Origin of the sequence: Nocardia seriolae NBRC 15557 (assembly GCF_007990715.1) — a bacterium.
GTDB lineage: Bacteria > Actinomycetota > Actinomycetes > Mycobacteriales > Mycobacteriaceae > Nocardia > Nocardia seriolae.
This window is the reverse complement of sequence record NZ_BJWY01000009.1, coordinates 1-18,076: the sequence shown is the minus strand read 5'-3', so window position 1 is coordinate 18,076 and position 18,076 is coordinate 1. Positions and strand designations below refer to the sequence as shown.

The window sequence follows — 18,076 nt, the reverse complement described above, 5'->3', positions numbered from 1 at the left end:
CCTGCGACTCGAGTTCTACTGTGCATTGATCGAACATACTTTCGATTATGTCAGGTAGCTGGGTCGGTGCTGGCTCGTGGGTTCCGAGGGTTGATATCCGTCGACCGGGAGAGGTGGTCAATAGATGGGTTCGGCTGCGGAGGTCGGGGAGGAGCGGTTGGCGGAGTTGCGGCGGCGGATGGCCGCGATACCGGCGCGGGGGGTGGAGGCGGCGGGGCGGGCGCCGGTGGCCGAGGAGGCGCGGCGGGAGGCGCTTCCGGTGCCGGCCGCGCTCGAAAACCTGCTGCCCGACGGCGGATTGGCGAAGGGGTCGGTGGTCGTCTACAACGGCGCGGGCTCGCTGATCGCCGGGGTGCTGGCCGCGGTGACGGGGGCGGGCGGGCATGCGGCCGTGGTGGGGCTGCCGCGGCTGGGGCTGCTGGCCGCCGCCGAGATGGGGGCGCGGCTGGATCGGCTGGCCGCCGCCGAGATGGGGGCGCGGCTGGATCGGCTGGCCGTGGTGTCCGATCCCGGGCCGGATCCGCTCGAAGTTGCCTCCGTATTGCTGGATGGGCTGGACCTGGTGGTGCTCGGGCTGAACGGGCTGGCTGTGCCCATGTCCCGGGCCCGGGTGCTGGCCGCCCGTGCCCGCGGCAAGAACTCCACCCTGCTGGTCACCAACGGTTCCTGGTCCGGGTCGGCCCTGCACATCGATACCCGCGTCGCCGGTTACTCCGGTCTGGGCCGCGGTTGCGGGCGACTGCGTACCGTCCGCCTCGACGTCTCCGTTCGTGGGCGCTCCGCCCAGCCCCGCTCCGGACATCTGGCCCTGCGCCCCACCGACGGCCGCGTCGAATGGATCTCCACCGCCGAACCCGCTGCCGCTCCCGAACCGCTGCGGCTGGCACGCCATGCCTGACCGGTCGCCGCGAACGCGCTGCGCGGCATGAATTTTCGAGTACGCGGTGGAGCCGCGAGAGCGGGGCTGTGGTGAAGGCGCGGCGGGTGCTGGTGGTGTGGTGCCCGGATTGGCCCGCGGTGGCGGCGGCGGCCGAGGCGGGGGTGGAGGCCATGCGGGCGGTGGCGGTGATCGCCGACAATCGGGTGGTGGCCTGTACCGCGGTGGCGCGGGCGGAGGGGATCCGGCGCGGGCTGCGGAAGCGGGAGGCGCAGGGGCGGTGCCCGGATCTGCTGGTGCTGCCGGAGGATTCGGATCGGGACGCGCGGCTGTTCGAGGCCGTGGTGGCGGCCGTGGACGCGACCGTGCCGGGGGTGGAGGTGCTGCGGTCGGGGATGCTGGCGCTGTCGGCGCGCGGGGCGGCGCGGTTCTTCGGGTCCGAGGCAGCGGCCGCCGAGCGGTTGGTGGACGCGGTGGCGGCGGTGGGCGTGGAATGCCAGGTCGGGATTGCCGACGAGCTGTCCACGGCGGTGTTCGCGGCCCGGCGCGGCATCCTGGTCCCGCCCGGGAAGGGGGCGGAATTCCTTGCGCCCATGCCGGTCTCGGAGCTGGCGGTGGAGCCGGTGCTGGCCGCGCCGCAGCGGGTCGAGCTGGTGGATCTGCTGCACCGCCTCGGCCTGCGCCGGATCGGTGATTTCGCGGCGCTCACCCCCGCCGAGGTGTCCTCGCGCTTCGGCGCGGACGCGATCATCGCGCACCGCTGTGCCCGCGCGGTCCCGGAGCGCCCGCCCGCGGCGCGGCTGCCCGCCGCCGATCTGACCGTCGAGCACCGCTGCGACCCCCCGATCGAACGCGTCGACATGGCCGCCTTCGTCGGCCGCCTGCTCGCCACCGAACTGCACACCAAGCTCTCCGCCGCCGCCGTGGCCTGCACCCGCCTGGTCATCCACGCCGAAACCGAAGCGGGCGAGGAATTCTCCCGCATCTGGCGCTGCGCCGAACCTCTCACCCCGGACAGCACCGCCGACCGCATCCGCTGGCAACTCGACGGCTGGCTCACCCGCCGCGCCCTCGCCCGCGGCCGGGCAAACCGCAACGCCGACTGGGACTCCGGCCCGGACGCCGCCGTCACCCTGCTGCGCCTGGAACCGGTCGAGGTGGTCTCGGCCGGTGCGCTCCAGCTCGGCCTGTGGGGCGGTGTCGGCGAGGACGAGGAGCGGGCTCGGCGCGCGCTGATCCGGGTGCAGGGGCTGCTGGGCGGTGATGCCGTCCGCATGGGCGTGCTCAGCGGCGGGCGCGGCCCGGATGAGCGGATCACCATGGTGACCCTCGGCGACGAGCCCGTGCCCGCCGCCGATCCGGCTCAGCCGTGGCCGGGCAGGCTGCCCGAGCCCGCCCCCGCGCTGGTGCTCACCCATCACCCGAAGATCCGCCTGGAGGCCGCCGACGGCACCCCGATCTGGGTGACCGACCGCGGCCTGTTCACCGCCGATCCGGCGCTGCTGCACTGGGGTAGCAGTTCGTGGCGGCTCACCGGCTGGGCTGGGCCCTGGCCGCTGGACGACCACTGGTGGACCCATCGGCACGGTTTCTCCGCCCGCGCCCAGGTCGAGATCCACGCCGAGGATGTGCGCCGCCTGCGCGCGCTGCTACTGATCGGCTACGACCGGACCTGGCATGTGGAGGGGCTCTACGAGTAGCTCGGAAGAGTGGTTCAAATGCCCAGCGGCAGGCGCAGATCCATCATGTCCGGCCACAGTTCGGGCCAGGGGTGCACGGGCCCGCGGCAGATCGAGATCGAGATGTCGTTGTTGACGCCCGGGAATCCGTTCGGCACGTTCAGATGCGCCAGCACGGTCACGGAGGTGAACTGCCGCGGCAGGGTCTGCTCGGCGCTGTCGAGGCCGACGTAGAGGACCGCGCCGGTCTCCGCGGGCGGCGGGCCGAAGTAGCCGAACCCGCGGTTGGGGCTGTAGACGGGCGGCAGGTCGTAGTCGCGGCCGAAGTTCTGGATCGCGGCCGCCTGCCAATAGTTCTGCGCCACGATCGCTTTGGGCCGCTCGGACTCCGGCAGCCGCCGGTAGGCGTCGGCCACCTTCGCGGTCAGTTCCGACCAGCCCGAATATCCGAAAATGCTGGTCCGGACCGCGAAGTCGGCCTGGGACCGGATGGCGCCGTGCACCCGGGAGGGCGGCTGCGGCAGGGTGACCAGCAGTGCGGCGATGATGGCCAGTGACAGTCCGATGACCGGCCACGCGGCGACCCGCAGCAGCCGCCCGCCGCGGTCGTTCACCGAATAGGGCAGTGCGGCAGCGCCGATGCCGAACAGCGCGGGCAGGAATCCCGCCGTGTAGTACGGCCGTCCGTGCCCGAGCAACACGACGAGCACCAGCAGCGCCGAGGCGACGAGCATGAACCGGTAGGGCCGCAGCCAGCGCTGCCGGGGCAGGCACCAGAACAGTGCCCACCCGGCGAGCAACCCGCCGATCAGACCGCTCAGTCCGATCATTTGCGGCAGGCAGGCGAGCGGTCCGCCGCCCGCCGCGTCCTGTTCGGCCCCGATCACCTTGCTCATGGCCAGCGCCGGCCAGCCGTGCGTGTGCTGCCACCACAGACCGGGCACCGCGGAGGCCCCGAAGATGGCGACGGCCTGCCACAGCGCGCGCGAACACAGCAGTTGCCGCGGCCCCGCGACCAGCACGCCCCCGGCCAGGCAGAGCAGGATCGTGGGGATGAACCATTTGACCTGGAGGTCGATGGCGGCGACGAGGCCCAGCGCCACGATCAGCCGGTAGTCGCGGGTGCGGATCCAGCGGATCAGCAGCCAGATGATGGCGGCCTGCAGGGTGGCGTCGAAGGAGAAGGTGCTGAGCTGGACGGCCTGGGTGGCGGCCAGCGGCGAGATGCCGTAGGCGGTGGCCGCGACCAGTTGCGCGGTGCGCGAACCGCCCAGTTCGTGGGCGACCGCGGCGCTGATCGCGACCGCGCCCATGGTCATCAGCACCGCGGGCAGGCGCAGCACCGGGGCCGAACCGGGGGCCAGCGCATCGGCGAGATGGGCGATGAGCGGGATGAGCACGCCCTGATCGGCGTAGGTCAAACTGCGGTGGGCTCCGGCGGCGACGAAGTACAGTTCGTCCCCGAAGTAGTCGTAGCGCAGCGTCGGAATGGCCAGCAATGCCCCGCTGAGCGTGGCGATCAGAAGGACCCAGACCGTTGCGAAGGGTGGCCGCGGCGGGCTCGGTTCCTCGAGATCGACCGCGGGGGCGGCAGCATTGAGAACCATATTTCCCCGACAGAAAAGGCAGTGTTTCTAATTGCCGAAGACGCTACCGGGGCGCTTGTCCAATTTTCCATGATGTGAAAGTGATATATTTCACAGCCCGAAATGCTGCGCATTACCGCAGGACAAGTACTGTTTCGCGGTCATTCACTACGGGAATGAATAGGAAGCGGAACCCGCTCGGCCCGATATGAGGGTGCGCACAAACCAGGTCACCCCGAGCCCGCCGATCCGTACTCTGGATCCTCGTGGAGTCAGCGGTCAGCAGGGTCGAGTTCGATGATGTCGCGATCGCCTACCGGGATTCCGGGGCGACGGGCGGGCATCTCTACAGCGACACCCCCGTGATTCTGGTGCACGGCATGGGCGGCGACGGGCACACCTGGGATCGGTTCGCGGCACAGCTGGTGCGGCGCGGACGCCGGGTCATCATCCCCGATCTGCGCGGGCACGGGCGCAGCGCGCACGCCGCCTCCTACCGCTTCCCGGAATTCGGGGCCGATCTGCTGCGATTGTGCGAGCGGATCGGACTCGGGGTCGTAGATCTGGTCGGGCACTCGCTGGGCGGATACGCCATCTCCTGGGTCGCCATGGAACGCCCGGAGCTGGTGCGGCGCTTGGTGATCGAGGAGCAGCCGCTGCCGCTGCGTTCGGGCGACGAGCAGCTGCGATTCACCCGCCGATTGCCGTCGGTGCCGGAACTGTGGCACGCCACCACCAGCCTGATCCGGCACCCGCGCGCGGTACTGGCCTTCGACCGGTCCATGACCGGCGCGGCGCTCGAACAGTTCCGCAAACCCTATCCCGAATGGTGGGAGGGACTGAACGAGATCACCGCGCCCACCCTGTTCCTGCGCGGCGGTCCGGGCGGCATGGTGGATCCTGAGAAACTCGAACAGGTTCGGGCCGCCATCGCCGATTGCACGGTCCGCGGCTTCGGTTCCGGCCACAGCATCCACCGCGACCGCTATCGCGAATTCGAGGCCGAAGTGCTCCCCTTTCTGGGGCATTGAGCTGCCGGTATCTACAGTTGAACGGTGTCCGCATCCGAGCGTCCCACGCTGTGGTTTCCCGACGAGCAGTCCTTCCGGGACTGGCTGACGGCCAATCACGCGGCGGTGGACGGGATTTGGCTGAAATTCGCCACCAGGGACTCGGCCTTCGTGTCCCTCGGCTATGACGGGGCGCTGCGGCAGGCCCTGTGTTTCGGCTGGATCGACGGGCAGTCGCGCAAGCTCGACGACGACTTCTTCGTCATGGGCTTCACGCCCCGGCGGCAGCGCAGCCAATGGTCGCAGCGCAATGTCGGGTTGGCGGGCGAGCTGATCGCCGCCGGGCTCATGCACCCGGCCGGGCAGGCCGAGATCGACCGGGCCAGGGCCGACGGTCGCTGGGAGAACGCCGTCGGCCGCGATCTGCCACCGGACTTCCTGGCCGCGCTGGCCCGGCATCCGGAGGCGGCCGCCTTCTTCGAGACGCTGCCCGTGCAGTCCCGCATCGCGGTCGGCTATCACCTGGGCAGCGCGGTGCGGCCGGAGACGCGGCAGCGGCGGCTGGAGCAGGTGATTCGGAAATTGATCGACGGGAAGCCACTGTGATCGGGAAGGCACTGTGACGGGATTCGAGGGATTGTCGTGTTCGGCCGCGGCGGCGGAGATTCCGCTACCGGGCAGCGCGACCCGGATCACCGGCTGGCTGTGCGTCGAGCAGCCCGGGGCCTGGGGTCGCGATGTGATCGGCGACGAGGTGCTGGGGCCCGCGATCACGCCGGAGCTGGCGGCCCGCACCAAGGCCGCGCACGTCCGGCCGACGCTCATCCGGCGGCCGGGACGCAATGAATTCACCGGTGTCCGAACGGTTCTCCTCGCGAGCTCGCGTCCCGAGGGTTCCTGGTGCGAGCGCTTCGAAATCAGTGACCTGCGTGAGCTGCTGGACATCGACCTGCACCTGCTGAACGGCCCGTCCCCGGGAATCGGTGCGGCGGTGACGGATCCGCTGGTGCTGGTCTGCGCGCACGGCAAGCGGGATCAGTGCTGCGCGCTGCTGGGCCGTCCGATCGCCGCGAGTCTGTCCGAATCCCATCCGGATCGGGTCTGGGAGTGCTCGCACACCGGTGGCCACCGCTTCGCGCCCGCCGTCATCGTCCTGCCCACCGGCCTCACTTACGGCCGCCTGGACGAGGATTCGGCGCACGTCATGCTCGCCGCCGCCGACCAGGGCGAGGTCTCGCTCACCGGATTCCGCGGCCGCAGCTGCTACACCCCCGTCGAACAGGTCGCGGAAGTCGCTGTCCGCCAACGCATAGCGGACGCCTCCTACACCCTGGCCACCCCCACCATCGACGACTCGGGTCTGGACACCACCCCGCCCGGTGACGTGGACTCGTCCGCGGGCATCGACGACCTCACCGTCGAACCCGCCCCCGATCACACCGAATACTCCACCGACCCGGCCACTTTCGCGGGCGCGGCGCACGTCACCCACCGCGACGGCCGCCGCTGGCTGGTCACCACCCGCACCCTCGCCTACCCGCCGCGGCAGGCCAGCTGCGGTGCCGGACCCAAGGTCGCCACCGCCGTGGTCGCCGACGAAATCCGCCAACTCGACTGAACGGCGCCAACTCGGCCGAGCGGCACCGCGATACGCCGGTGTCGCGGGCTGGATCGTCTGCGAATGTCGCGAACCCATGGGCCGCACGGACTTTCGGCGCGCGAACGGCCGCGATGACACACCGCGGCCGTCACGGGTGTGAACTAGCCGAACGAGCCGGTGCTCGGGCGGGCCGGGCGGTTGTTGGCGTTGTCGAAGGGGTAGCAGTCGGAGATCAGGTAGGCGTTGGCGGGCATCTTGATCCAGGTGGGGCCGGTGATTCTGCCGCCGCCCCACCACTGGTCGCTGGGCGCGTCCGCGTACGGCTCGAAGGCGTAGAGGCATTCGGAACTGCGCGGCAAGGGCTCCAGCAGCCACGAGCCGGGGCGGATGGCGTACGACTCGCCCGAGTAGTCGATGGGCCACTCATAGACCTTGTCGGCGTCATCGGCGTGGGCGGGCACCGCCGCGACTCCCACGGCGGCGAAGCCGAGTAGCGAGGCGGCAGCAAACTTGCGGATCATCAGGGTCCTTCTCATTCCCTTGCGGGACTAGCACCATCCCTTGCGGGACAGGGGATCTCATAGCGGGGGGAGTTGCTCCACCCCGGGGCGCATGATGCCACGCCCGGGCTCGATTCGGATCGGTCGGCGAATCAGTAGGGCGGCGAGTGCGCAGGCGAACAGGAGGGCGGCCGTGGCCGCGAACCAGTCGCCGAAGCGGGCGTAGAGGGTTTCGCCGGTGGGCTGGGGGATGGCGGCGAGGACCGAACGGGTCCGGGTGATGTCGGTGTCGGCGGTTGCGAGGATGCGGCCGTTGGCATCGCCGGCCACGAGTTGGCCGAGTTGGGGGGCGCGGGCCGTGCCGATGCCGGATTCGACACCGCGCAGGACTGCCATGCGGCTGTGCAGCCAGCGGTCTTCGCGGAAGTCCAGGGCGGGGACCAGGAGCAGGGTTGCGCCGCGGGCCCGGTTGGCGCGGACCAGGGCGGGGCGGTCCAGGTCGAAGCAGATCGCCAGGGCCCAGGAGGTGCCGGGGACCTGCGTCCAGGTGTGGCCGGGACGCAGGTCGTCCTCCAGACCCGGGACCAGGTAGTGCTTTTCGTAGATGACGCCGGAGGGGTAGTCGATGGCGGCGTTCACGGTGGCGTCGCCGCGGGTGAGGAGTGTGCCCGCGATGATGTGGACATGGCGGCGGGTGGCTACCTCGGTGAGCGGACCGGAGAGGGCCGGCAGACTGGATTCGGTGGCGCGCCAGGATTTTTCGGGCAGTACGACGACCTGTGCGCCGCGATCGGCGAGGCGTTCCACCTCGGCCGCCACCCGGGTGATCATGTCCCGGCCGTCCGGTGAATCGACCGGGACGTAGTCCTCGGGCTGCGATACGGCGACCAGGCCCACCGGGACCGTGGCGCCGGAAGGCGTCGACAACTGCCGGAAGCCGTAGCCGAACACCGCGATCAGCACTGTCAGTCCCGCTGCCGCGCAGCGCATTCGAGCCCTGAGCGGAGTCGTGGACGTGAGCAGCACGGCCAGGGTCGCCGGTACCAGCATGATCAGGAAGGAGATGCCCAGCCACCCGGTCAGCGCGGCGATCTGGATCAGCGGCAGCACATCCGATTGCGTGTAGGCCAGGCTCCACCACGCCCCGAACGGACCGCCCAGGGAGATCAGGTACTCCATGAGAACCCACCCGGACGGCAGGGCCAGCATTGCCGCACCGAGTCGGCCACGGCGAATCAGCGCCCGGGTCGACACGACCAGTCCGGCGTACACCGTCGCCGTACCCGTGAGCAATCCGTACGCCGCCGACGGCGGCTGTTCGACCGTGCCGAGGAAGTAGGGCAGATAGGGGAGCGCCCCGCCGTACCAGGACAGAAATCCGGCGGCGAAGCACAGCCGGGCCGATACTCTCGGTGCGAGCAGCAGGACGGGCAGCGGTGCGAGCGCGACCGCGCCGGGCCACGGATGCATTCCGGTCCCGAGCGCCCACAGCACCGCGGAGACCACGACCGCGAGAACCGCCGACACACCCCGTAGTGCAACGGAAGTCCAGGGTCGAGCTTCGGTGGAGGAATTCGTCACCCCATCGATGCTGGTCCGGCCGCCGTCCGCGCACATCGCCGACGAGAGCGAATCGGGCCTCGCTCCCACGGGTGAGGTTCAGCCCTCGCGGCCCGGGACCACCAGCCCGGCCTCGTAGGCGAACACCACCGCCTGCACGCGATCTCGCAGATCCAGCTTCGAAAGCACGGCGCTCACATGGGTTTTCACCGTGTGCTCGGTGACCGTCAGAGCCCGCGCGATCTCGGCGTTGGATTGCCCGCGGGCGAGTTCGCGCAGGGTGTCGCGTTCCCGATCGGTCAATTCCGCGAGCCGATTCGCCAATTCCGGTCGCGGTCCGCCGTGCCCGGCCAGCTGGGCGATGACGCGGCGGGTGATCGCCGGGGCCAGCAGCGCCTCGCCCGCCGCCACCACCCGTACGGCGGCGACGAGTTCCTCCCGCCGGGCATCCTTCAACAGGAACCCGCTGGCACCGGCTCGCAGCGCGGCATAGACGTATTCATCCACGTCGAACATGGTGAGCACCAGCACCTTCGCGGCGGTGCGGGCACAGATCCGGGCGGTGGCCTCGACGCCGTCCAGCCGGGGCATGCGGATGTCCATGACCACTACGTCGGGTGCGAGCGTCTCGGCCTGGGCGACGGCCTCGAGCCCGTCCGTGGCCTCACCGACCACCGTGATGTCGGGTTCGGCGGACAGGATCAGGGAGAACCCGCCGCGGAACAGGTCCTGGTCGTCGACCACGAGCACGCGCACCGCTCAATCCTCCTGGACCAGAGGCAGTTCGGTGCGGACGATGAAACCGGAGCCCGAAGGGCCGTAGGTCAGCTGCCCGCCGCAGGACTCGACACGTTCGCGCATCCCGGCCAGACCCGACCCGGCACGGAAAGGTTCGTCAGGAATCGGTCCTGTCCGCAGGTGATTTCCGGCGGCCGGGCGGCTGCCGCTGATACCTACCGGTGCGAGGCCGTCGTTGCCGACCCGCACGCAGAGCCGGTCCTCGGACCAGTCGAGCGTCACCTCCACCCGACCGGCCCGCGCATGCTCGAGCGCATTCGCCAGCGCCTGCTGCACCACTCGATACGCGGTCACCTCGACCTCACTGGAAATCGTTCGGCGCGTGCCGTTCTCGACCAGTTCGGCGCTCATCCCGCCGCGCCGCGAGCCATCCACCAGGTCGGGTATGGCCGCGATGCCCGGCTGATGTCGCGCCTGTACCGAACCGTCCCGCAGCACGGCGAGACTGTGCCGCAGATCGCGCACCGCCGCCCGCCCGGTATCCGCGATACCGGCGAATACAGCATCGGCCCGACCGGAATCGGCGCGGGTCAGCAGCGGTCCCGTCTCCGCCTGCACGATCATGGAACCCAGTGCGTGCGTGACGATATCGTGCACGTCCCGCGCGATCCGGACCCGCTCCCGCGCCACCGCCGCTCCCCGCTCCTCTTCCAGCCGCCGGGCGCGCTCCCGCAACAACTCGATCTGCGCCTGCCGCGCCCGCACCCCGGTCCCGAGCGTCCAAGCCGTCGAAAATGACAGCGCCGCATAGGCATAAGCCTCGACCGGTTCGGCGGGCAGTGCCAGCGACGCCAGAATCCCGAGTCCCCCCACCACGATGGCCGCCCACCGCGCCGCGGGCGGACTGTACGCGGCAATCGTGTACGCGCACACCACGGTTCCGTACGGCAGCGCCGGCAGCGCGTGCGCACACGCCAGCACGGTGATCGCGGTACCCACCACCGCCCCGGTCAGCAAGGGCGCTCTCCGCCGCCACCACAATGGCACCGCCGCCACCGCTGCCGCCGCAACCACCCACCAGGGCCGCCCCGCCGCCACCTGGGGCGCGACCGTCAACACCGTCACCAGCACGGTGACGGCGGCATCGACCACCCGGTCCGGCACCTGCCGCAACCACACCCGCACCCCGGTCCCGGCGCCGCCGCGAATCTCAGTGCCCTCGCGAATACCCATAGCCCATCGAGTCTGCCCCGCCCCAGCCCCGAGCCGCCTCCCGCGCAAGGATGATCCCCACCTCATACGCGAGAGCTAGCTTGCCGGGACTCGCCGTGCCGTGGGAGATCTCGGCTGAACGCACCGGATGGCGAGTACCGCCCGCGCCGACATGCTCGGCCGATCCGGGCGCTACTTCGTCGGGCTCAGGGTTTCGTTGCTCCGAGGGTGCTCACCAGTGGGTTCCCGGCACCAGTCGGGCGGCGCGGCGGAGGACGGTGCCGGTGGCGCGGACGGCGGGCGGGACCGGTCGGCGGCGTTGGGGCGCAACGATTTCGATGGCGGTGGGTTCGGGCTGAGGGGCGGTTTCGCCCTTGGCGGCGGCGGAGTCGGGGAGGGCTCGGTAGTAGCGGTGCAGGACTCGCTCCTTGATGCCGGGGGCGAAGAGCTGGCCGTATTCGGCGAGGGTGCCGATGGGGACGTCGATCTGACGGGGGCGTTCGGTGAGGGCGCGGACGATGAGGGCGGCGGCCCATTCGGGGGATTGGGTGCCCGCGCCCTGGTCGCCGCTGGGGGTGATCATGGGGGTGCGCACCAGGGGCATGTGGATGGTGGTGAAAGTGATATTGCTGGAACGCATTTCGGCGGCGGTCACCTCGGCGAACTTGTCCAGGGCGGCCTTGCTGGCCAGGTAGGCGGCGAAGCGCGGGGTGGCGACCTGCACGCCCGCGCTCGAAATGTTCACGATGTGACCGTCTTTGCGCTCCCGCATCTGGGGCAGCAGGCCCAGGGTCATGCGGACCGCGCCGAAGTAGTTGACGGCCATGGTGCGCTCGAAGTCGTGCATGCGGTCGGTGGAGCGGTGCACGGCGCGGCGGATGGAGCGACCCGCATTGTTGACCAGCATGTCCACGTGGCCGTGGGTGTCGAGAATGGTCTTCAGGGTCTCGTCGACGGACTCCTGATCGGTGACGTCGCACGGGTAGCCGAAGGCGGTGCCGCCCGCGGCGGTGATCTCGTCCACGACGGTGGACAGCTCGTCGGCGCGGCGGGCCAGCAGGATGACGACCGCGCCCTTCTCCGCGACGGCGAAGGCGGCCGCGCGGCCGATGCCGGAGGACGCGCCGGTAATGACGACATGCTTGCCGGTCAGATCGCGGCGGGCGCGCCGACGGGCCAGGTAACCGGTGCCGTTGTCGACGGAGTGGTCGGGCCCGCCCGTCGCCCCGCCGCCGCCCCTGTTCGAATCGCTTCGCGATGTCATTATTTCGGCTCCCTTGCAGGTGGAATTGCCTCGAACTTACTCCAGAGTCAGTTAGTCCGCCACGACCGATCGGCGAGCCGCTGTAGAGACCAATCGGTTTCGAATGTATGTTCGATACTCGAGACCGGTCGGATTTGCAGGGAGGTGGGTCGTGGGCTGGCACAACGGCCCGCCGTCCTGGGCGGAAATGGAACGGGTGCTGTCCGGGCGGCCCGATCCGGCGCGCAAGCAGGTCGACGGTGACGGAGGAGACAGTCCGGCCTGGTCCCGGAAGCGGGACAGGTACGAGGCGGGGGAACTCGGGCGGGTCGAACGGTCCGCGGTGCCGTACGCCGAACTGCACACGCACTCGGCCTACAGCTTCCTCGACGGGGCCAGCCAGCCCGAGGAACTGGTGGAGGAGGCCGTACGGCTGGGCCTGGAGGCGCTCGCACTCACCGACCACGACGGGTTCTACGGGGTGGTCCGGTTCGCGGAGGCGGCGCGGGAATGGGGCATGCCGACCATCTTCGGGGCCGAGCTGTCCATCGGCACCGCCGCCCGGGCCGGGGCCCACCTGGTGCCGCGCGGTCGGCGACGCGGCCGCGAAAACGACACGGACGCACTGAATTCCGAACCGCGCACCGGCACCCCCGACCCCGCCGGACCGCACCTGCTGGTACTGGCCCGCGGCCAGGAAGGCTACCGCCGGCTGTCGCGGGAGATGGCCGCCGCGCACATGGCGGCGGGGGAGAAGGGCATTCTGCGCTACGACCTGGACCGGCTCACCGAGGCGGCGGGCGGGCACTGGCACATTCTCACCGGATGCCGGAAAGGCCCTGTGCGGCAGGCGCTTGCACAGGGCGACGCGGCGGCCGAGGCGGCCCTGCGCGAGCTGGTGGAGCGCTTCGGGCGCGAGCACGTGAGCGTGGAGCTCACCCATCACGGCATCCCCGAGGACGACGAGCGCAATGCCCGGCTCATCGAACGCGCGGACCGCGTCGGGCTGCCCGTACTCGCCACCACCGGAGCGCATTTCGCCGCGCCACCGCAGCGCCGCCGGGCCATGGCGCTGGCCGCCATCCGGGCCCGCTCCAGCCTCGACGACATGGCGGGCTGGCTCGCCCCCACCGGCGGCGAGCACCTGCGCTCCGGCGACGAGATGGCGCGACTGTTCGCGGCCTGTCCCCGAGCGGTGGCCAATGCCGTTGCGCTGGGCCGGGAATGCGCCTTCGACCTGCGCCTGATCGCGCCGCAACTGCCGCCCTTCGACGTCCCGGCCGGGCACGACGAGAACTCGTGGCTGCGCGAGCTCACCTTCGCGGGCGCGGCCCGGGCAACGAGGCGGCCTATCGGCAGCTGGAGCACGAGCTGCGAGTCATCGCCGAACTGAAGTTCCCGGGCTACTTCCTGGTCGTGCACGACATCGTCAAGTTCTGCCACGACAACGACATCCTGTGTCAGGGAAGGGGTTCCGCGGCCAATTCGGCGGTCTGCTACGCCATCGGCATCACCAAGGTGGACCCGGTCGCCAATCAGCTGCTGTTCGAACGGTTCCTGGCACCCGAACGGGACGGGCCGCCGGACATCGACGTGGACATCGAATCGGATCGCCGGGAGGAGGCGATCCAGCACGTCTACGCCAAGTACGGGCGCGAGTACGCGGCGCAGGTGGCCAATGTGATCACCTATCGCGGCCGGTCCGCGGTCCGGGATGCCGCACGCGCCCTGGGCTTTTCAACCGGGCAGCAGGACGCCTGGAGCAAGCAGGTGAGCCGGTGGACGGGGGTGGCGGCCGAGCAGCACACCGAGATCCCGGACGACGTACTCGCCCTGGCCGGTGAATTGGAGGGGCTGCCACGGCATCTGGGCATCCACTCCGGCGGCATGGTGATCTGCGACCGGCCCATCGCCGACGTCTGCCCGACCGAATGGGCGCGCATGGCCGACCGCAGCGTGCTGCAGTGGGACAAGGACGACTGCGCCGCAGCGGGTTTGGTGAAGTTCGACCTGCTCGGGCTCGGCATGCTCTCGGCGCTGCACTACATGATCGACCTGGTGGCCGAGCACAAGGGGCAGACCGTCGAACTGCACCAGCTGGATCTCGGCGAACCGGCCGTCTACGACATGCTCTGCCGCGCCGACTCGGTGGGTGTGTTCCAGGTGGAATCCCGCGCGCAGATGGCGACCCTGCCGCGTTTGAAGCCGCGCACCTTCTACGACCTGGTCGTGGAGGTGGCGCTCATTCGCCCCGGACCGATCCAGGGCGGCTCGGTGCACCCCTACATTCGCCGCCGGAACGAGCGGGAGCGGGTCGAATACGACCATCCGGCACTGGAGAATTCACTGAAACGCACCCTCGGCATTCCGCTGTTCCAGGAGCAGCTCATGCAGATGGCCGTGGACATCGCCGGATTCAGCGCCGCCGAGGCCGATCAGCTGCGCCGCGCCATGGGCTCCAAACGCTCGCCGGAGAAGATGGAGCGGCTGCGGGAACGGTTCTATCGGGGCATGCGGGACCTGCACGGCATCACCGGCGAGATCGCCGACCGCATCTACGAGAAGGTGTACGCTTTCGCGAATTTCGGCTTCCCGGAAAGTCATTCGCAGAGTTTCGCCTCGCTGGTGTTCTACTCGTCCTGGTTCAAGCTGTATCACCCGGCGGCCTTCTGCGCGGGGCTGCTGCGTGCCCAGCCGATGGGGTTCTACTCGCCGCAGTCCCTGGTCGCCGACGCGCGGCGGCACGGGGTGGCGGTGCACGGGCCCGACATCAACCACAGCCTGGCCGAGGCGACCCTCGAGGCGAAGGGCATGGAGATCCGGCTGGGGCTGGCGTCGGTCCGCCACATCGGCACCGAGGTGGCCGAGCAGATCGTGGCCGCCCGTGAGACCGGGCCCTATACCTCGTTCCTGGACCTCACCGGGCGCGTGGAATTGAGTGTGCCGCAGGCGGAATCGCTGGCCACGGCGGGTGCGCTGGGTAGCCTCGGCCAGACCCGGCGCGAGGCGCTGTGGGCGGCGGGCGCGGCCGCGGGGGAGCGTCCCGACCGCCTGCCCGGCACCGGCGCGGCCACCGCCGCACCCGCCCTGCCCGGCATGAGCGCCCTGGAACTGGCCGCCGCCGACGTGTGGGCCACCGGCGTCTCACCCGGCAGCTACCCCACCGAATTCCTGCGCGAGCGCCTCGACGCGCTCGGTGCCGTCCCCGCCGCCCGCCTGCTCGACATTCGCGACGGTGCAAGGGTTCTCGTCGGCGGCGCGGTCACCCACCGGCAACGCCCCGCTACCGCGGGCGGCGTCACCTTCCTCAACCTGGAGGACGAGACCGGCATGGTCAACGTGGTCTGCTCGGTCGGCCTGTGGGCCCGCTACCGCCGCCTGGCCACCACCGCCCCCGCCCTGCTCATCCGCGGCCGCGTCCAGAATGCCGAGGGCGCGGTAACCATCGTCGCCGACCACCTGCAACGCATGGACCTGCGCATCGAGGGCCGCTCCCGCGACTTCCGCTGAACGCCGACCGGTTCAGTGCTCGGCTGCCCTCCCTCGGAAGTCCGCCACCACCGAATCGGCGCGCCCCGCACTTCGAGTGAAGTGCGGGGCGCGCCAAGGGTTTCCGCCGGGGGCGGCGGAGAGCGTCGGTCGGTGGTACGGAGGGTCAGAAGTCGCCGCCACCACCGCCGGAATCGCCGCCGAAGTCTCCACCACCGAAGTCTCCGCCACCGCCGGAATCGCTGCCGCCGAAGTCTCCGCCGCCGGAATCGCCTCCGCCGCTGCCGAAGTCGTAGTCGCCGCCACCGCCGCCCCACTGCTGGGGGCCCGGGTCGTAGCCGCCGTACTCGCCGCCGGGCGGCGGGGGCGGGTTGTCGGGGTGGCGATCGTGTTCCTCGCGTTCGCCTTCCATCCGGCCCAGCTCGTAGCCGAGCAGGCCGCCGCCGAGAGCGCCGCCGACCGCGCCGAGACCGGCTGCCGCACCTGGGCTCATGCCCGGACGGCCGGGCGGCGGGCCGTAGCCGGGGCCGCCGAAGCCCGGGTCGCCGTAGCCGGGGCCGCCGGGGGCGTAACCGCCGCCGGGACCGCCGGTGAACTGGGCAGGAGGCGGCGGGTTGCGACGGCGGCGGATGAAGGCGAACACGGCGGCGATGATGCCGCCGATGATCACGATCGGGCACAGGAAGCCGACCCAGCCCCAGCCGCCGCTCTTGGATTCGTGCTTGGCCGCGGGTGCGGGGACCGGAGCAGGGTTGCCCGCCTTGGCGCTGGTCGGCGCGGACTGCTCACCGGCCACCTTCAACGCGCCGAGGGCGGCGATCGTCGCGGCGGTGTAGTCGCCGGTGCCGAAGGCGGCCTTGAATGCCGCACCGGCGGAATCGGTTTCCTTGATGTGCGAGTTCGGGCCGGTGCGAACGGTGAAGTACTTCGACTTGGTGTTGATGGCCAGCACCACGTCGCTCTGACCCGTGATCTTGCGCTGGGTCTCCTGATCGAACTTGCCGCGATCGCCGGCGAACTTCTCGGTGGTGAAGATCTGCACCGGGTTCGACAGCTGATTCGCCGCGTTCGTCACCTTGGCGACATCGAGCACCTTCGAATCGTCGTGCACGGTGACCGGTCCGGCCGCGGCCGTCCCCATCGCCAACAGGATCACCCCCAGCACGGCCGTCAGCAGTAATACGAAACGCTTGACCATCTTGCCTTTTCCTTCCCGGGCGACCTCCCTGCCACCGCGGCACTCGCGACACTACGGCTTCGGGACCTCGATCGCTTACCCGAATATCGTCCGGGACAATGGGGCTGACTTCAGGAGAGGAGCAAGGCGTGTCCACAGTGGTCCGGGCGACCATCAAACCCGGCAGCAAGAAAGGCCCCCTGGTCGAGATTCTCGAAGACGGGGCGCTCCAGCTGTACGTCCGTGCCCCGGCGGTGGAGGGCAAGGCCAACAAGGCCGCCATCGAACTCCTGGCCGCCCACTACGGCGTCCCCAAGTCCTCGGTCCGCCTCACCGGCGGCGCGACCTCCCGCTTCAAACGCTTCGAAATCGACGACTAGTTCGCGCTTCTCAGACCGCGCCCGGGAAGCCCAGCTGCCGCCAGGCTTCGTACACGGCGACGGCGGCGGCATTGGACAGATTCATCGAGCGGCGTCCCGGCAGCATGGGAATGCGTAGCTGCTCGGTGATGCGCGGATCGGCGAGAACCTCATCGGGCAGCCCGGTGGGTTCGGGCCCGAAGAGCAGGACATCGCCCTTGCGATAGGCGATCTCGGTGTTGTTCGTGGTGGCGCCCGCGGAGAAGGCGAAGACCCGCTCGGGCGCAATGGCCTCCCACGCGGCGGCCAGACTGCGGTGCACGGTGACGACGGCCAGGTCGTGATAGTCCAACCCGGCCCGGCGTAGCTTCGGCTCGGATAGGTCGAAGCCGAGCGGTTCGATCAGGTGCAGCTCACAGCCGGTACCGGCGGCCAGTCGAATGGCATTGCCGGTATTCGGTGGGATGCGCGGTTCGAAGAACACGAGATGGAACACGGGGTTCAGCATTCCAGAGGGGCGGTTAAGCTCGTGCGGTGAGTCCAGCCCATGCCGCACCCGCGAGTCGCAGTAGTCGTGCGGGGGAGTGCATCCGCGACAATCTGCCCATGCTGCTGGTGGCCGCGGTGCTGGTGGTGGCGGTGGTGTTCCTGGCTTGGGATCGGTGGCGGCGCGGGACGTTCTTCTTCGGCGGGGCGACGCTGTTGGCCGCGGCGCTGCGGCTGGTGTTGCCGACCGATCGGGCGGGTCTGCTCGCGGTGCGCAGCAAGGCCTTCGATGTCGCGTGGCTGACGGTGCTGGGCGTCGCGATCATCGTGCTGGCGAAGACCATCAGCAGCCTGGGAGTCACCTAGACCTCGTGGAGGCCGAGTCACCTGGACCTCGCCGAGGCGTGTCGCCTATGGACCTCGCAGAGGTCGTGGCGTTCTCGCCGGGGTCGTGGCCGCGACCGGAGTCGCGGCACTGAAGTGTGGTCACGGGTGGCCGTCGGCGTCGACCGGCGGCCGGGTCTCGATCGCTAGACCGAGGTGATGCGGCGGCCTAGTAC

14 protein-coding genes and 2 pseudogenes are annotated in these 18,076 nt (G+C 70.3%); 8 read left to right on the top strand and 8 right to left on the bottom strand.

The features are described 5' to 3' along the window. Positions 1-124 precede the first annotated feature (124 nt). On the top strand, positions 125-898 hold the full coding sequence (gene imuA' / locus NS2_RS04635) for a DnaE2-dependent mutagenesis accessory factor ImuA' (RefSeq protein WP_033086033.1): 774 nt from the start codon (positions 125-127) through the stop codon (positions 896-898). A 68-nt stretch (positions 899-966) separates the two neighbouring features. Continuing rightward, entirely contained in the window at positions 967-2,577 is a 1,611-nt protein-coding gene (locus tag NS2_RS04630) for a DNA polymerase Y family protein (RefSeq protein WP_033086034.1), read from the top strand. A 14-nt stretch (positions 2,578-2,591) separates the two neighbouring features. On the opposite strand, the gene NS2_RS04625 is transcribed toward NS2_RS04630, so the two are convergent. Then, complete coding sequence (locus NS2_RS04625; RefSeq protein ID WP_147207082.1) at positions 2,592-4,163, bottom strand: ArnT family glycosyltransferase; 1,572 nt, start codon at positions 4,161-4,163, stop codon at positions 2,592-2,594. Positions 4,164-4,408: 245 nt separating this feature from the next. On the opposite strand from NS2_RS04625, the gene NS2_RS04620 reads away from it, so the two are divergent. The 3 genes from NS2_RS04620 to NS2_RS04610 are packed head-to-tail and all read left to right on the top strand — an operon-like array spanning position 4,409 to position 6,770. Then, positions 4,409-5,173 (top strand): alpha/beta fold hydrolase, encoded by a 765-nt coding sequence (locus NS2_RS04620; RefSeq protein ID WP_033086036.1) that lies wholly within the window; start codon positions 4,409-4,411, stop codon positions 5,171-5,173. A gap of 24 nt (positions 5,174-5,197) precedes the next feature. Next, the gene (locus tag NS2_RS04615) at positions 5,198-5,758 is read left to right on the top strand and encodes a YdeI/OmpD-associated family protein (protein WP_033086037.1); all 561 of its coding nucleotides are present in this window, start codon (positions 5,198-5,200) and stop codon (positions 5,756-5,758) included. 13 nt (positions 5,759-5,771) lie between these two features. Continuing rightward, positions 5,772-6,770 (top strand): ferredoxin family protein, encoded by a 999-nt coding sequence (locus tag NS2_RS04610; protein WP_033086038.1) that lies wholly within the window; start codon positions 5,772-5,774, stop codon positions 6,768-6,770. A 143-nt stretch (positions 6,771-6,913) separates the two neighbouring features. Here the strand turns inward: NS2_RS04610 and NS2_RS04605 are convergent, their stop codons facing one another. From NS2_RS04605 to NS2_RS04585, 5 genes and pseudogenes are all read right to left on the bottom strand, one after another. Then, the gene (locus NS2_RS04605) at positions 6,914-7,273 is read right to left on the bottom strand and encodes a hypothetical protein (protein ID WP_033086039.1); all 360 of its coding nucleotides are present in this window, start codon (positions 7,271-7,273) and stop codon (positions 6,914-6,916) included. 57 nt (positions 7,274-7,330) lie between these two features. Further along, complete coding sequence (locus NS2_RS04600) at positions 7,331-8,779, bottom strand: nitrilase-related carbon-nitrogen hydrolase (RefSeq protein ID WP_052486763.1); 1,449 nt, start codon at positions 8,777-8,779, stop codon at positions 7,331-7,333. 132 nt (positions 8,780-8,911) lie between these two features. Continuing rightward, the gene (locus NS2_RS04595) at positions 8,912-9,568 is read right to left on the bottom strand and encodes a response regulator (RefSeq protein WP_033086040.1); all 657 of its coding nucleotides are present in this window, start codon (positions 9,566-9,568) and stop codon (positions 8,912-8,914) included. A gap of 3 nt (positions 9,569-9,571) precedes the next feature. Next, the gene (locus NS2_RS04590) at positions 9,572-10,783 is read right to left on the bottom strand and encodes a sensor histidine kinase (protein WP_052086024.1); all 1,212 of its coding nucleotides are present in this window, start codon (positions 10,781-10,783) and stop codon (positions 9,572-9,574) included. 211 nt (positions 10,784-10,994) lie between these two features. Further along, positions 10,995-11,930: pseudogene (locus NS2_RS04585) on the bottom strand (SDR family NAD(P)-dependent oxidoreductase); the annotation flags it as partial. Between the two features lie 247 nt (positions 11,931-12,177). On the opposite strand from NS2_RS04585, the pseudogene NS2_RS04580 reads away from it, so the two are divergent. Beyond that, positions 12,178-15,515, top strand: a pseudogene (locus tag NS2_RS04580) (error-prone DNA polymerase). A 145-nt stretch (positions 15,516-15,660) separates the two neighbouring features. Here the strand turns inward: NS2_RS04580 and NS2_RS35810 are convergent. Then, the gene (locus tag NS2_RS35810) at positions 15,661-16,692 is read right to left on the bottom strand and encodes a hypothetical protein (protein ID WP_052086025.1); all 1,032 of its coding nucleotides are present in this window, start codon (positions 16,690-16,692) and stop codon (positions 15,661-15,663) included. Positions 16,693-16,820: 128 nt separating this feature from the next. Here NS2_RS35810 and NS2_RS04570 point away from each other — a divergent pair, with 128 nt between their 5' ends. Beyond that, the gene (locus NS2_RS04570) at positions 16,821-17,051 is read left to right on the top strand and encodes a DUF167 domain-containing protein (RefSeq protein WP_033086041.1); all 231 of its coding nucleotides are present in this window, start codon (positions 16,821-16,823) and stop codon (positions 17,049-17,051) included. 10 nt (positions 17,052-17,061) lie between these two features. On the opposite strand, the gene NS2_RS04565 is transcribed toward NS2_RS04570, so the two are convergent. Beyond that, positions 17,062-17,538 carry a tRNA (cytidine(34)-2'-O)-methyltransferase gene (locus NS2_RS04565; protein WP_155239976.1) on the bottom strand — a complete coding sequence of 159 codons (477 nt, stop codon included), beginning with the start codon at positions 17,536-17,538 and terminating at the stop codon, positions 17,062-17,064. A 26-nt stretch (positions 17,539-17,564) separates the two neighbouring features. Between NS2_RS04565 and NS2_RS04560 the strand changes: the two genes are divergently transcribed. After that, a complete protein-coding gene (locus tag NS2_RS04560; protein ID WP_370737321.1) occupies positions 17,565-17,882 on the top strand; it encodes a DUF3017 domain-containing protein in 318 nt (105 codons plus the stop codon). Positions 17,883-18,076: the final 194 nt, after the last annotated feature.

Bases quoted from the DNA above. Each gene is read 5' to 3' on its own strand.
- imuA' (WP_033086033.1), top strand. From the start codon at position 125: ATGGGTTCGGCTGCGGAGGTCGGGGAGGAGCGGTTGGCGGAGTTGCGG.
- NS2_RS04625 (WP_147207082.1), bottom strand. From the start codon at position 4,163: ATGGTTCTCAATGCTGCCGCCCCCGCGGTCGATCTCGAGGAACCGAGC.
- NS2_RS04605 (WP_033086039.1), bottom strand. From the start codon at position 7,273: ATGATCCGCAAGTTTGCTGCCGCCTCGCTACTCGGCTTCGCCGCCGTG.
- NS2_RS04590 (WP_052086024.1), bottom strand. From the start codon at position 10,783: ATGGGTATTCGCGAGGGCACTGAGATTCGCGGCGGCGCCGGGACCGGG.
- NS2_RS35810 (WP_052086025.1), bottom strand. From the start codon at position 16,692: ATGGTCAAGCGTTTCGTATTACTGCTGACGGCCGTGCTGGGGGTGATC.
- NS2_RS04565 (WP_155239976.1), bottom strand. From the start codon at position 17,538: ATGCTGAACCCCGTGTTCCATCTCGTGTTCTTCGAACCGCGCATCCCA.